Source organism: Streptomyces sp. NPDC127038 (genome assembly GCF_042725875.1).
GTDB lineage: Bacteria > Actinomycetota > Actinomycetes > Streptomycetales > Streptomycetaceae > Streptomyces.
The window spans coordinates 1-14,431 of record NZ_JBHXDQ010000042.1 but is presented as its reverse complement, the minus strand read 5'-3'; the positions used below and the strand labels follow the sequence as shown (position 1 = coordinate 14,431).

Genomic DNA, 14,431 nt, shown 5'->3' with positions numbered 1-14,431 from the left:
ACGGGGCCTCTGCCGTCGATGGCTCAGCGAGACGGACTCGCGGAAACGGGGAACAGGCGGGACGGGGGGAGGGAAGGGGCGGTCACCGCGCGGGCGGATGCTCGTCCCCGGGCGCCGCGGGTAAGCCGGACGCGTCCGTGGCGCTGGCGCCACGAGGTCCGGCGGCGGGCTCGGGGAGATCCGGCGCGCCCTCCGCCACGCTCGCGGCGGACTGCGCCGGGCCGAGACCGTAGCTGCCCAGGGAGCGGAAGAGCTCCGCCCGGCGCCGGTTGCGCCGGGCCGCGCCCTTGGCGCCCGCGGCGGCCAGCGCCGCCAGCACATGGGCGGCCGCCGCCACCGCCGTCGGCGAGTGGTGCGGCGACTCGCTGCGGGTGTCCACCGCCAGGACGTGCGTGGCGAAGGAACAGACCGGACTGGTGTAGCTGTCGGTCAACGCGATGACCGAGGCACCCAGCGCGCGGAACTCACGGGCCACGTCCACGGTCAGGCCGCTGTAGTTGCGGAAGCTGAACACGACCAGGACGTCGTCCGCGTGCGCGTCGCTGATCGCGTTGACCGCCGCGCCCGTCGCCGGCTGCACGAGGAACACGTCCCGCATGCTGCTGGTGAGGTCGCTGGTCAGCAGCGACGCGTACCCGGCCGACTTCAGGTCGCCGAGCACCCACCGCCGCCGCGCCCGCAGCAGGGCCGCGGCCGCCAGTTCCAGGGCGCCGTTGGCCTGGAGATCGGCCAGAGTGCGACGGAGGTTGCCCTCCTCCGCGGTGATCATCCGGCGCAGTGCCGACCGCTCCCGCGGCTCGGACTCCGGATCGCGGCTGGTGAACCGCAGATCCGGCTCGGCCAGGCGCAGGCCGCTCTCCCGGGCCGCCAGCAGACGCAGATCGTCGGTGGAGGCGACCCCGGCCGCCGCGAGCAGTCCGTCGAGGTCCGCGGAGCTCGCGTCGGCCGCCCGCAGCAGTTGACCGGGGCGGCGCTCCAGGGAGGCCGGGTAGTCCTCCGCCAGCACCTCGAACAGGCGCTGCGCGGCGGGGCCGCACAGGGCGGCGGCCGCACGCAACAGCTCGAGGGTCGGCGTCGGCGCCAGCGGTCCGGTCACTGCTCACCCCTCCTGCTCAGGGCAGCCCACACCCGTGGGTCCGGCTGCTGAACTGCATCTCTGCTGACAGTTAAACGTCGGCGTCAGATTGCTTGATCTAAGCGATGCGTGAGTCTTACTGTCGCCGCATGACCTCGTCAAGAGCCACCGGCGCGGAAAACTCTTCGGCCGATCCCCCCGTCTCCCGGCAGAACTCGCGCCGCGCCACGGACGGTTCCGTACGGCCCGGCGACGAGCCGGGCAGCGGGGCGGAGAAGTCCGGCCCCACAGACGCCGGTCGAGCCGCATCGCCCGCCCCCGCGGACGCCGGTCGAGCTGTGCCGCCCGTCCCGGCGGACACCGGTCGAGCCGCGTCGTCCAGCTCGGCGGACAGCGGTCGTGTCGCGCCGCCCAGCCCCGCGGACGCCGGTCGAGCCGTGGCGGCTGTCCCGGCGGACGCGGGTCGAGCCCCGTCGCCCGCCCCCGCGGACCCCGGTCCGGACGCACCGGCCGAGCGGGCGGACACCGGCGATGTGCTCGCCGCCTCCGTCGCCCGCGTCCGCCGTGCCGCCGGGCTCACCCTGAGCGCGGTGGCGACCCGCGCCGGCGTCTCACCGGCCTACGTCTCGCAGATGGAGTCCGGCGCCGCCAACCCCACGGTCCGCACCCTCGCCCAGATCGCCGACGCCCTCGGCGCCACCCCCGCCGAACTCCTGGGCGGCACAGGACCGGTCACCGCCGCGCCCGCCGCCCCCGCCTTCCCGCCGCGCTTCGCCCCGGCACCGCTGCTCGCCCAGGCCGAGGGCCACCACGGCATCTGGGACCTCACCGCCCCCGGCGCGAGCCGCATCGGCGCCCGGCTGCTCCACGCCGACCTGGGCGACCACGACCACCCGACGACCCACTCAGGCGAGGAGTTCGCGCTCGTGCTCGCGGGCTCCTGCCGGGTGTCGGTGGGAGGCGTCGTACGGCTGCTGCGCCGAGCCGACAGCTGCCACTTCGCCGCCACCGACGAACACCACTTCACCGACCCCAGCGACGACCTGCTGATGCTCGTCGTCCTCACCGAGGAGTGAGCCCGTGCCCACCGCCGCATCCCTGCCCGCCCCCGCAGGGACCCAACTGCCCGACGGACTGGCCCCCGCGGCCTCCCCGGAGACCGCCCCCGAGGTGTGGCCGCTGACCGCCGAGACGGTCGAGGGCCGGCTGCACGTCGGCGGAGTCGCGCTGGACGACCTCGCCGAGGCCTGCGGTACCGCGCTGTACGTGGTGGACGAGGCCGACTTCCGCCATCGCGCCCGGAGCTGGCGCGCGTCCGGCGCGGACCGGGTGCACTACGCCTCCAAGGCGTTCCTGTGCGCGGAGATGGTCCGCTGGGTCGACTCCGAGGGACTCCACCTGGACGTGTGCAGCGGGGGCGAGCTCCGGATGGCCGCCGACACCGGCTTCGACCCCGCGCGGATCGTCTTCCACGGCAACAACAAGTCCGTCGCCGAGCTGGAGCTCGCGGTGGCCCACGGCGTCGGCGTCGTGGTCGTCGACTGCCTGGAGGAGATCGACCGGCTAGCGGCCGCCGCCGCGGCGGCCGGCCGCGTCCAGGACGTGTACGTCCGCATCGCCCCCGGCGTGGCCGCCGAGACCCACGACTACATGGCCACCGGAGGCGACGACGTCAAGTTCGGCTTCCCGGTCCGGGACGGCCACGCCGAACGCGCCGTCCTCGCCGTCGCCGGCCGCCCCGCCCTGCGGCTGGCCGGCGTGCACTCCCACATAGGCTCACAGATCACCGCGACCGAGGGACTCACCCTCGCCGCCGAGCGGGTCGGCGCCTTCGTCGCCGCGCTCGCCGAACGGCACGGCATCACGGTCGACGAGATCGACCTCGGCGGCGGCGCGGGCATCCCCTATCTGCCCAGCCAACCGCGCCTGGAGCCGGCCGAGTTCACCGCCGCCCTGCGCGCCGGACTGGAGCGGGCACTGCCCGGGACACCGGTCCGCCTCGCCGTCGAACCCGGGCGTTCGATGATCGGCACCGCAGGAGTGACGGTCTACCGCGTGGGTGCGGTCAAGGACGGTCTGCGCCGCCGGTTCGTCTCCGTGGACGGCGGCATGAGCGACGCCCTGCGGCCCTCCCTCTATCTCGCCCGCTACACCGCGTGGACCGCGAACCGGACCGCCGGGGGCGAGCCCGTGCACGCCGTGGTCGTCGGCCGGCACTGCGAGAGCGGAGACGTCGTCGTGCCCGACATCGCCCTGCCCGAGGACATCGCCGCAGGTGACCTCCTCGCGGTCCCCGCCACCGGCGCCTATCACCACGCCATGGCCAGCAACTACAACGCCCAGCCCCGGCCCGCCGTCGTCGCCGTACGCGACGGCCGCGCCCGACTCATGGTCCGCCGGGAGACCCCGGAGGACCTGCGCCGCCGCGACGCCCACGGGGAGCCGGTGCGGTTGCCCGCCGGCTGACCCCGGCGAGGCTCTTGTCCGTCTCGCGCCGGTTGCCTTTCAGGCGGTCAGGGCGCACCTGTCGCCCAGGTGGCGTGCGTACGTGGCTTGCGCGGGCGCCGGTGAGCGGGCGCGCCGACCCCGGCACGGGACACCCCTCCGTAGCCGCCCCGGCCGGGACCACACCCCAGGTCCCGGCGCCCGGGCCCGGGATCACACCCCAAGTCCCGGCGCCCCGGCCGGGCTCACACCCCAGGTCCCGTGCCTCCCATGCCCCCGTATCGCACCCCAGGCCCCGTGCACGGACCTCCCGCTGGGGCCGATGACCCCGCACTCGCACCGGAACCCGCGTCAACACCCGTAGCCCCCGCCCGCCTTGGCCCAGCCCCCCACCCAACGGCCCCTCCCGTACTCGGAGTCACCCCATGTCCACCGTGTCCCGCCTGCCCTACGGCACCTGGCCGTCCCCGATCACCGCCGAGGCGGTCGCCGACGCCTCCGGATCGACCTCCTGGCCCTCCGGGGCCGGCGATGAGAACTGGTGGTGTGCCTCCGACCCGGCCACCGCGACCGTACGGCTGCTGCGCAACGCCCCCGGCCACGAGGAACCCGTCCAGGTGCTCGCTCCCGGTGTCTCGGTGCGCAACCGCTCCCTCGGCTACGGCGGCAAGCCGTACTGGGTACGCGCCGCGGACCCGGCCACGGGCGGTCACCTGCTGGTCTTCACCGACCACGGCGACCAGCGCCTGTACCGCGCCGAGGTGCCCCGTCTCGGGGCCGCCGGGGAAGCGAAGGACGACGCGTTCCCGGTGCCCGTGCCGCTCACCCCGGCCGACCCGGCCGACCGGGAGACCTGCTGGGCCGACCCGGTGACCGGCCCGGACGGGACCGAGGTGTGGTGCGTACGGGAGACCACCCGCTTCGCCACCGGAGAGCACGACGCCGACCCGGCACTCCGGACCGTGCGCGAGATCGTTGCCGTACCGCTGTCCGGCGCCGCCGCCGACGACCCCGGCGCGCTGCGCGTGGTGGCCCGCTCGCACCACTTCCTGTGCGGGCACCGGCTCTCCCCGGACGGCGGGCGGCTCGCCTGGATCGGCTGGGACCACCCCCATATGCCCTGGGACAGCTCGGAGTTGATGGTCGCGGAGCTGCACGACGGCGTCGCGGGTGAGCCGGTCCGGCTGCTCGGCGGCAGCCACGACGGCACCGAGGTCTCCGTCTCCCAGGCCGCGTGGGCGGGTCCCGACACCCTCTACGCCATGGCGGACCCGGACGGCTGGTGGAACCTGCACCGCGTCGACCTGGCCGCCGACCGCCCCACCCCCACCACGATCACCAACGTCCTTCCCCTCCAGGAGGATTGCGCCGGCCCCGTCTGGCGCGTCGGCGCGAGCTGGTTCACCGTGACGCCGTACGGCGTGGTGCTGCCGCACGGCAACGGCCCGCAGCGGCTGTCCCGTTGGTCGCCCGAGGACGGCGGACTGACCGAACTCGCGGACGGCTGGAGCAGTTTCCAGGGCGACCTGTGGTCGGACGGCGAACGGGTCCTGGTCCGCGCCGCCGACCCGGCCCTCGGCTCGGCCCTGCTCTCGGTTCCCCTGGCCCCGGGCTCCGGTCCGGCCCGACGCGCCAGGCCCAAGTCCGATGACCCGCTCGCCCCGTGGCAGCCCCGGCCCGAGCGCCGTACCGTCCACGACGCGCAGGGCCGGCCCGTGCATTTCGTGCTGCACCGGCCCACCCACCCCACCGCCGTCGCACCCGAGGGCGAACTGCCGCCCCTGCTCGTCCAGGTCCACGGCGGCCCGACGAACTCCACCGGCGTCACCGCCGACCTGGAGTACTCCTTCTTCACCAGCCGCGGCTTCACCGTCGCGGACGTCGACTACGGCGGCTCCACCGGCTACGGCAGGGCCTACCGCGACCGGCTGCGCGGTCAGTGGGGAACGGTGGACGTCGAGGACTGCGTCACCGTCGCCCGCGCCCTGGCCGCCGAGGGTCTGGCGGATCCCGCCCGTACGGCCGTGCGCGGCGGTTCGGCCGGCGGCTGGACCACGCTGGCCTGCCTGGCCCACACCGACGTCTTCTTCGCGGGCACGGTCCTCTACCCGATCAGCGACCCGGCACGGTGGCGGGCCGACCAGACCCACGACTTCGAGTCCCGCTACGTGGACACCCTCGTCGGCGTCCTCCCGCGGGACCGTGCCCTCTTCGACAAGATCTCACCCGCGGCGAACGCCGACCTCATCACCGCACCGCTGGTGATGCTCCAGGGCGCGGACGACTTCATCTGCCGCCCCGACCAGGCCACGAGCATCGTGGACAACCTGGCCGAACGCGGGGTGTGGCACCGCTTCCTGCTCTTCGAGGGCGAGGGCCACGGCTTCCGCCGGGCCGACAGCGTCCGCCGCTCCCTGCTGGCCGAAGTGGCCCTCTACCGGGAGACCCTCGGCGCTCACATCGCCCCCGACGTCCTCGTGGACGCCGACGCCCTGTGATCCGGGAGGCCGGGGACGCACGGCGCGTCCCCGGCCGTACGAGTGGCCGATGCCCCTGCGGAGCCGCGGGAGCCCTGGCTGCGCCGGTCGGCCATGCCCAAATCGCCGTGCCGAGTCGTTCGTGGCCTGCGATATCGCGTTGACCGGGTCCCTGCGGAAGGCTAGGAATGGGCCATGACCGCATATCGAAAGGCCGATGCCGCGTAGACGGCCCGGCGCCCTGCGCGCCGTACAACACGGCCCGCGCGCAGGGGAGTTCCCGCCACCGGAGCGGATCCACGGACTCTCCGCCCGCACCAGCCTCGCCGTGCATCGAGTGGAGCGGCTGTCGGCCGACTACTACGTCCATCCCGGTGCCACGGACCGTGCGCTGCGGCGGTACCGAGGTTTCCTCGAACCGCCCGGACGTAGACCCCTCTATCCGCAGGACGCGGAGTGTTCGTGCCGTGGCTGTTCCTTCGACGACGTGAGGCACGCCCGCGACGTGCTCGACCTGGTCCTGGAGCAACTGCCCGCCCGGCCGCGTGCTGAGCTGGCGCGCCGAGTGGCCGCCCTGGACACCGTGTACCTCAAGCGCACGCTTCCCGACCCGTTCGCCGATCGCCGGCATTGGAGCGCCGACCTCTGGTGGCATCGCCGGCTCGCGGGCGGCAGGGAAGGCGGGTGAACGGATTCGCCCGGGCGCCGGGACAGGCCGCCTCGTCGACCCCGACGGCCGGGGATCAGAGGGCCAGGCGGCGGATCGCGACGACGGCAGCGTCGTCGTCGAGGTGGCCGTGGACGTGGAGCATCAGGTCGTCCTCCAGGCGGCGCAGGACTTCCTCGGGGTCGTCCTTCGTCCATTGGGGCGCCCGTTCCGAGAAGGGGTAGAAGAGTCCTTCCGTGTCGCGGGCTTCGATGACGCCGTCCGTGTAGAGCAGGAGGAGGTCGCCGACCTCGAACGGGAAGGTCTGGACCTCGTAGACGGCGACGCCGAAGGACCCGCCGAAGCCGATGGGGAGGTGGCTCGCGTCCGCCGTCAGAGGGGTGAGCTCATTCCCGCGAAGGAGGAGCGGGGGCGGGTGGCCGCAGGTGATCAGGTGGACGACCGGTTCGTGGTCGGGGATGTCGAGCAGGGTGGCGGTGGCGAAGTCCTCGTTGGTGTCCTGCTCCGCCGGTGACCGCCACTGACTGGTGTCCCAGCGGAAGGCGGCGTCCAGGTGGACGGCGAGACGGGGGAGGGTCGCCTGCCGATGGGCGGCCGCGCGGAACGCGCCCAGAAGCAGGGCGGCGTTGTTGATCGCGGCCAGACCGCTGCCGCGCACGTCACCGATGAGGAGCCGGGTGCTCTCGTGGATGGTCCGGGCGGCCGCGTACAGGTCTCCGCCCAGGTCGGCCTCCGCCTCGGCCGGGATGTACAGACCGGCGATCCGCAGCGGGCCGGCGTGCGTGGGCAGGGGCCGCAGCAGCACGCTCTGCGCCGCCTCGGCCACCGACCGCACCTGGAGCAGCTGTCTCTCGCTCCGGTCCCGTACCAGGCAGATGGTGACGCAGACGGCGGAGACGATGATCAAGGACGCGATCTGGGCCTGGACGTTGGCGGTGGTGAGGACCCCTCTGACCGTGCCGATCAGTACCTGGGCGGCCACCGCGAGCGCTCCCATCAGCGCGGTGGCGCGGGCACCGGCGAACGCCACCGTCAGCGCGGGCGCCGCCACCAGCAGCGGACCGAGGTGGATGTGCGGCGGGGCCAGTACGTCGACCACACAGACCGTGACGATGAGCGCCACCGGGATCACGAGCAGTGCGGGCGCGTGACCCGGCCGCCAGGAACGCCGCAGTTCCAGCCGTGGTCGAAGGGCCATGTCCCAAGCCTTCCGCTCGCTTCCCCGAACGGGGATGTGCGCCGCTCCCGACATTTTGAGCCACGATTCGGGCATTCCGGAACTTTACTCGCGTTGGTGCCGTCCCGAATCCCGGTGGACCGGTTGGGGCCCGGGGGACGGCGGCGGCTCCGACGGCCGGGCGGATGGACGGCCGGGCGGCGCGGACGGTCGGGCGGCGCGGGCGGCGCGGCCACGAGGGTCACCGCTCCCTTCTCGGGCGAGGTCACTCCGAGTGAACGGTCCTCGACCCGGAATCCGGCCGCACCGGAGCCGGCTCGCCTGCGGTGACGACGGCGTCGCGGCCGCGACGCCAGTCGTCCGGTGGGGTTGTTCCCCTGTCGTACGCGGTGCGCCGGGCGGGTACACCGTGCACGGGAGCTGACACTGAGTCACCGACATGCCCCCGGAGAGACGGACGTACGCATGGACAGGTCAACGGCTCTGCAGCTCGCGGCTGATGAACTGGAGCAGCGAGAGCTCCGGACCAGCCCCATCGAGATCATCGACTACGTCCCGACCGATCCGGCACGGCGCATTCTGACGCCACCGGGGACGATCATGGTGTTCCTGGGCCGGGCGGGCGAGCCCATGATCGACCGGATCCGCGAGGCCGTCCTGGAGGGCAACGGCGAGGACGTCCGGCTCTCGGAGGAGATCCAGGAGATCTTCCGCGCCCGCGAGACCGTGAGCCACTACCGCGCCTACCGGCTCCTCTGCGACGCGGAGAGCTTCGCCACGATCCGCTACGGCGCCAGGACGCTCGCGACCCACATCTTCCCCGCACCCGGAGCGGACCTCGTGGCGATCGAGAACCCCTACAACGGGGGCCGTCTGTCCCCCGAGGAACTGACGCTGGTCGAGCACCTGGTCCCGGGTGCGCGAGGTGGCCTGGCCGCCGTCGCGGTTCGCCACATGCCTCCGCTCACCGACGCCGAGCGGGTCGCGGTGGAGCAAGTCCCGGACGATCAGCTGGAGATGAACGTCACCGTCCGTGCCGACTGCTGCGACACCTGGACCGGCTTCGCGCAGCAGCTCGCGCAGATCACGTACGCGACCTATCACTGCATGGTGGCCCCTCTCCAGGAGGAGCTCTCGCTGCCGGACGACGAGATCGAGCGTCTCGGTCCCGCGGCCTCCGCGCGCAAGCTGCTGAACCGGCGCCGCGACCTGCTCGGCCACAACCACCCCTGAGGCCCCGGAATGCGTTCATGGACCGGTGCCGCGTACGCGGCCGTGTGCTCGCTGTGGCTCGTGCTCACCATGGTCTGCCAGGCGCGGTCGCGATGGGCGACGAGGATCCGCAAGTACGACGTTTTCGCTCTGATCCCGCGATGGACCTTCTTCGCCCCGACCCCTGGCATGCAGGACTTCGTCCTGCTGCACCGCGACCGGACGCCGGACGGCCGTCTCACGCAGTGGCGGGAACTGACGGGAGCCGCCGCCGGCGCCCGGCCGCTGCGCGCCGTCTGGAATCCTGACCGGCGGCACAGCAAGGCGTTGCTCGACGCGTCGCAGAATCTCCTGCAGTTGGCGTCCCAGGGGCGCCGGCCGGAGGAGATCGAGCTGTCGGCGCCCTACCTGGCGCTCCTGGCCCACGTGTCGGCGCAGCCCCGCCCCGAGGAACCCGATGCCACCCAGTTCGCGCTCGTCGTCCAGAAGAGTTCCGCCCTCGAGGAGGCCGTTCCCGCGGTGGCCTTCGTCTCGTCCCTGCACGCGATCGACTGAGCCTCCGGCACCGGGCAGGCGCTGCCCGATCCGGATGCCGAGGACCCGGGAGGGTTCATGGAGGGGACCTCGTGAACGCTGATCTGGCGGCGCGCCTCACCCTGTCGATCGGCGGTGTGGGCGTGGCCATCTCCTCGTGGGAGTACCTCACGCGCCCCGCGCTGCTGGCCGACCACGCGATCGCCGGCTGGCCGGTCGGCCGGACCAGCCGGCCGTGGCGGCTGCCCCGCGGCCTCGACCGGGCGGTCGATCTCGTCTTCCGCTACCCGAACGTCCTGGTCCTGGTGATGCTGCGGTTGGTGGCGGCGCTGGCCGTCGTGGTCGGCCATCTGCCACCAGCCGTCCTGTGCCTGTGCCTCGGCGTGGTCGCGGCGACCTCCGTCCTCCTCGGCGTGCGTTCCCCGTACGGCACGGACGGCGCGGACCAGCTCTCGATGATCATCTTCGTCGCCGCGTTCGGCGCCAGGGTGATCGGCACCGACGGTTCGCAGTACGCCTTCCTGTGGTTCGTCGCGGGGCAGGCGTGCTGCGCGTACTTCACCGCGGGCTTCGCCAAACTGATGTCGCCGGTGTGGCGCGGCGGCCGCGCGCTCGGCGGGATCCTGGGCACCACCACGTACGGAGACCGCCGCCTGGGCCCCGTAGTCGCCTCGCACTCCCGGCTGGCCCTGCTCGCGGGGTGGTGGGTGATCGTGCTGGAGTGCGCGTTCCCCCTCGTGCTCCTCGGCGAGCCGCGCCTGACCTACGCGCTCCTGGCGCTCGCGTTCGGGCTGCATCTCGGAGCCCTGGTCTTCATGAGGCTGAACACCTTCGTGTGGGCGTTCGCCGCGACCTATCCGAGCGTCATCTACTGCACGCTGCGTTGACCGCGTTGAGTCGCGCACGACGTTCCCGCGCGAAGGGCCGGCGGTGAAGGAACGGCGGTGAAGGAACGGCCCCCGGGGCGGCGGGTGTCGGTGGCAGACTGCCCGGGTGGAGTCGATCTTGCGTGCCGCCGGTGAACTGCTGGACGTCGAGCTGTCCGGACCCGTGGACCTGGGTGGCAGCTCGCGCAGCACCGTGCTGCGCTGCGCGACGCCCGACGGCGGCAGTGTGATCGTCAAGGCGTTCGGCGACGGTCCGGAGTCCTTGCGGGCCTTCACCGCTGAGGCCGCCGGGCTGTCGATGGGGATCGCGGGTCCCGCGGTCCTGGGCGTGGACCCCGAGGTACCCCTGCTGGTCATGGCAGACCTCGGGAACGCCCCGACCCTGGCCGACGTGCTGCTCGGGACCGATCGCGCGGTCGCGGAAGCCGGGTTGCTGGCCTGGGCCCGCGGCCTCGGCTGGCTCGCCGCGGCCTCGGTGCACCGGCGCGCCGATCTCACGCGGCTGTGGACCCGGTACGACAAGGGCCTGCTCTCCTGGGGCGAGGAGCCCTGGATCGCGCGGCGGGCCGCCGAGCTGCCGGTGCTGCTCGACGGCGCCGGGATCGCGGTTCCGCCGGGCCTTGCGGGGGAGCTGGCCCGGATCGGTACGGCGGGCGGGGAGGAGTATCCGGCCTTCACCCCGGGCGACACCTGTCCCGACAACAACCTGCTCACCCCGGCGGGGCTGAGGCTGATCGACTTCGAGGCGGCCTGCTACCAGTCGGTGTTCCTGACGGCCGCGTACTGCCGTATGCCGTTCTCCAGTTGCTGGTGCGTGTTCACGCTCCCGGCCGGAACCGCCGCGGGGATCGAGCAGGCCTATCGCGCGGAGGTCGTCGGGGTGTACCCGGCGCTGGCCGACGACGAGGTGTGGCAGGCCGGCATGCGGCAGGCCACCGCGGTCTGGACGGTGGACGCGACTGTGCGGATGCTGCCCCGCGCCGGGGAGGACGGCCCGCTCCACCCCACCCGACGTCCGGCCCCGACACGGCGTCAAGTGCTCAGGCACCGCTGGGAGATGGCGAGCGCGCTGGACGAGTTCCCGGCGTTCGCGGAGACGATGCGGGCACTGCTGCGTGAGGTCGCGGGGGCCTGGGAGATCGCGCTCCTGCCCGGCTATCCGGCCTTCGGGAGCTCGGGGGCGGGCGGGTCGATTCGGACATCGGTCGATGAATCGACTTCAGAGTGACGGTGCGGCGGGGCTCCGCGTACTTTCGGCCATGGTCCCGCCGTAGCCCCCGCGCGTGACGATTCGCGGTGACCCGGCGGCGTGAGGCCGACCGTTGACATCTCCACGGGCAGTCGCTTTACTCCCGGACAACACCGGAGCCGTGCTCCGGGTTCAGAGGCACGCCCAGCCGGTATGCAGGCCTCGCGCCACGAGCCCGGCCCAAGTCGCCAGGACGGCGTCACGCGTCCGAGGCGGGGACGTGCCCTCTTCCTCCTGGGAGCTCATTCACATGGGCCGTTTCAGCACCCCTTCCCGCAAACTCACGGGCACCGTCGTCGGCGCGGCAGCGCTGGTCGGTGCACTCCTCGTCCCCGCCACCGGCGCTCAGGCCGCGTCCGTGCCCCTGCCGCCCCCGCACGTCGGCTTCGACTACCAGATCGGCGGTGCGTACACCCCGCCGGCCGGGGTGAAGGTCGTCACCCGGGACAACACCGCCTCCCCGGCGGCAGGCCTGTACAACATCTGCTACGTCAACGCCTTCCAGGCGCAGCCCGGCGCGGAGAACGAGTGGGACTCCGACCTGCTGCTGCGCGACTCGTCCGGCAAGGTCGTGTACGACGAGGACTGGGGCGAGGCCTTCCTCGACGTCGGCACCGACGCCAAGCGGCAGCGGATCGCGGCCAAGATCGGCAGCGTGATCGACAGTTGCAGGGCGAAGGGCTACCAGGCGATCGAGCCCGACAACTACGACAGCTACACCCGCTCCGGGAACCGTCTGACGGCCGCCAACGCGCAGGCGTACATCAAGCTGCTCTCGGCGCGCGCCCACGGCGACGGCCTGGCCATCGCCCAGAAGAACACTCCCGAGCTGGCGGGCAACCACACCGCCAACGGCCTGGACTTCGCCGTGGCCGAGGAGTGCGGCCAGTACGACGAGTGCGGCGACTACACCAGCGCCTTCGGGAACAACGTGATCGTGATCGAGTACACCAACTCCGGCAGGTCGAAGGCCTGCAACGGGTGGGGCGGCACGCTGAGCATCGTCCAGCGCGACCTGGACGTCAAACCGGCGGGCAGCAGCGGATACGTACGCAAGACCTGTTAGACCTGCTGGACCTCCTGGGCCCGCTGGACCTGCTTGACCCGCTGGGCTCGCTGGACCGAGATCCGAGTCGGGTCGGTGCCGGCCTGCGGTGGCTGCGCGATGCCGCCGCAGGCCGGCGCGGTTCCCAGGGGTCCGCGGCCCCGTCCGAAACCGGCTCCCGAAACCGGCTCCGTGACGACGAAGTCCGGCCCGCGTACTCCAGTGAGCCGTGTGCCGGCGCCGGGCCGTGTCACCTCCACGCATTATGACAAAGTATCACATACCTTGTCGACGAGGAGCGGTGGGGCTCACGCGCGAGGACGTGGTCCGCCGGGCGTGCGTCCCCGTCGCGGCCCTCGACAGCCCTCGTACATGTCGTCTCCGCTCGCGGCCACGGTGCCCGAATCTGGTTCGACCAGAGACGCAGGCCTCCGGCGAGACGTCGATTCCGGTCCCTCGTGGAGGCAGAACATCGTGCAGAAGATCACTCGTCTCGGCATGGCCGCGGCGACCGTCCTCGCCACAGCAGCCCTGTGCGCTCCGTCCGTGTCCGCTGCGCCGCGCACCGGCGACGGATACGGCCACGACGGTCACCACGCCGTCTTCGTCCAGACCGACAACCCGGCGGGCAACCAGATCGTCGCGTACCGGCGTGCGGAGAACGGCCGGCTGACCCAGCTCAGGACCTACGACACGCACGGTCTCGGGGGCGTGCTGGACGGGTCGGTCGCCGACCACCTCGCCTCGCAGGGTTCCCTGACCTACGACCGGCGCCACGCCCTCCTGTACGCCGTCAACGCCGGCAGCAACACCGTCTCCGTGTTCTCGGTCGACGGCGACCGCCTGGCGCTGCGCCAGGTCATCGGCTCCGGTGGCCGTTTCCCGGTCAGCGTCGCCGTGCACGACGACGACGTGTACGTGCTCAACGCGCTGGACGGCGGCTCGATCCAGGGATACACGATCCGGCACGGCCGCCTGCACGAGGAGGCCGGACGGCACCGCCGCCTGGGACTCGACCCGAACGCCACGCCCCAGTTCACCAACACCCCGGGCCAGGTGGGCTTCACCGGCGACGGCTCCCAGCTCGTCGTCACCACCAAGGCGAACGGCAGCAGCCTCCTGGTCTTCAACCTGCGCCGCTCCGGCGCACCGGCCAGGTCCGCCGTCACCACGAGCCTGCCGGGCGCCGTGCCCTTCGCCTTCGTTCCCAACGGCCGGCACGGCCTGTTCCTGGCCGAGGCCGGGACGAACGCCGTCGCCACGTTCACCGTCCACCGCGACGGCACGGCGACACAGGAGGCCTTCGCGGCCACCGGCCAGTCGGCCACCTGCTGGATCGTCGCCTCCCGTGACCTGCTCTACGCCTCCAACGCGGGCAGCTCGACGCTGAGCGGCTTCCGTGCCTCCGACCACGGCCGCCGGCTGACCCCCCTGGGCAACACGCCCACGAACCCGGGCACCGTCGACGCCGCCACCACCCCGGACGGGCGCTACCTCTACGTCCAGACGGGCGTCAACGGCATCGTCGACGAGTTCGCCGTCAAGCGCGACGGCTCACTCACCCGGCTGGGCTCCCACACCGTCCCGGGCGGCATCGGCGGCGAGGGCATCGTCGCCCCCTGACCAACCCACACGCACGACCTACGGCCGCGCCCCCGCCCAC

General features: G+C 72.9%; 12 protein-coding genes. 10 read left to right on the top strand and 2 right to left on the bottom strand.

The genetic code is table 11. The features are described 5' to 3' along the window. Window positions 1-82 precede the first annotated feature (82 nt). Window positions 83-1,096: a MurR/RpiR family transcriptional regulator gene (locus ACFWI4_RS25920; protein WP_387200530.1), complete on the bottom strand. Its 1,014-nt coding sequence runs from the start codon at window positions 1,094-1,096 to the stop codon at window positions 83-85. Between the two features lie 416 nt (window positions 1,097-1,512). Here ACFWI4_RS25920 and ACFWI4_RS25915 point away from each other — a divergent pair, with 416 nt between their 5' ends. The 4 genes from ACFWI4_RS25915 (at window position 1,513) to ACFWI4_RS25900 (ending at window position 6,685) form a co-directional block, all read left to right on the top strand. After that, on the top strand, window positions 1,513-2,151 hold the full coding sequence (locus tag ACFWI4_RS25915) for a helix-turn-helix domain-containing protein (protein ID WP_387200527.1): 639 nt from the start codon (window positions 1,513-1,515) through the stop codon (window positions 2,149-2,151). A 4-nt stretch (window positions 2,152-2,155) separates the two neighbouring features. Beyond that, window positions 2,156-3,541, top strand: a complete 1,386-nt coding sequence (gene lysA, locus ACFWI4_RS25910; RefSeq protein WP_387200525.1) for a diaminopimelate decarboxylase — start codon at window positions 2,156-2,158, stop codon at window positions 3,539-3,541. Window positions 3,542-3,945: 404 nt separating this feature from the next. Next, the gene (locus ACFWI4_RS25905; RefSeq protein WP_387200522.1) at window positions 3,946-6,018 is read left to right on the top strand and encodes a S9 family peptidase; all 2,073 of its coding nucleotides are present in this window, start codon (window positions 3,946-3,948) and stop codon (window positions 6,016-6,018) included. A gap of 196 nt (window positions 6,019-6,214) precedes the next feature. Continuing rightward, a complete protein-coding gene (locus ACFWI4_RS25900; protein ID WP_387200519.1) occupies window positions 6,215-6,685 on the top strand; it encodes a hypothetical protein in 471 nt (156 codons plus the stop codon). Window positions 6,686-6,740: 55 nt separating this feature from the next. Here ACFWI4_RS25900 and ACFWI4_RS25895 read toward each other — a convergent pair whose 3' ends face one another. After that, window positions 6,741-7,862: a PP2C family protein-serine/threonine phosphatase gene (locus ACFWI4_RS25895; RefSeq protein ID WP_387200516.1), complete on the bottom strand. Its 1,122-nt coding sequence runs from the start codon at window positions 7,860-7,862 to the stop codon at window positions 6,741-6,743. Window positions 7,863-8,306: 444 nt separating this feature from the next. Here ACFWI4_RS25895 and ACFWI4_RS25890 point away from each other — a divergent pair, with 444 nt between their 5' ends. The 6 genes from ACFWI4_RS25890 (at window position 8,307) to ACFWI4_RS25865 (ending at window position 14,391) form a co-directional block, all read left to right on the top strand. Then, window positions 8,307-9,074 carry a hypothetical protein gene (locus ACFWI4_RS25890; protein WP_387200513.1) on the top strand — a complete coding sequence of 256 codons (768 nt, stop codon included), beginning with the start codon at window positions 8,307-8,309 and terminating at the stop codon, window positions 9,072-9,074. 9 nt (window positions 9,075-9,083) lie between these two features. Then, window positions 9,084-9,608, top strand: a complete 525-nt coding sequence (locus tag ACFWI4_RS25885; protein WP_387200510.1) for a hypothetical protein — start codon at window positions 9,084-9,086, stop codon at window positions 9,606-9,608. Window positions 9,609-9,679: 71 nt separating this feature from the next. Continuing rightward, window positions 9,680-10,474 carry a hypothetical protein gene (locus tag ACFWI4_RS25880; protein WP_387200508.1) on the top strand — a complete coding sequence of 265 codons (795 nt, stop codon included), beginning with the start codon at window positions 9,680-9,682 and terminating at the stop codon, window positions 10,472-10,474. 106 nt (window positions 10,475-10,580) lie between these two features. Then, window positions 10,581-11,702, top strand: a complete 1,122-nt coding sequence (locus ACFWI4_RS25875; protein WP_387200505.1) for a hypothetical protein — start codon at window positions 10,581-10,583, stop codon at window positions 11,700-11,702. 271 nt (window positions 11,703-11,973) lie between these two features. Beyond that, window positions 11,974-12,789, top strand: coding sequence for an endo alpha-1,4 polygalactosaminidase (locus tag ACFWI4_RS25870; RefSeq protein ID WP_385399118.1), 816 nt, complete (start codon window positions 11,974-11,976; stop codon window positions 12,787-12,789). 453 nt (window positions 12,790-13,242) lie between these two features. Next, window positions 13,243-14,391, top strand: coding sequence for a lactonase family protein (locus ACFWI4_RS25865; protein ID WP_387200502.1), 1,149 nt, complete (start codon window positions 13,243-13,245; stop codon window positions 14,389-14,391). The last annotated feature ends 40 nt before the right edge of the window (window positions 14,392-14,431 follow it).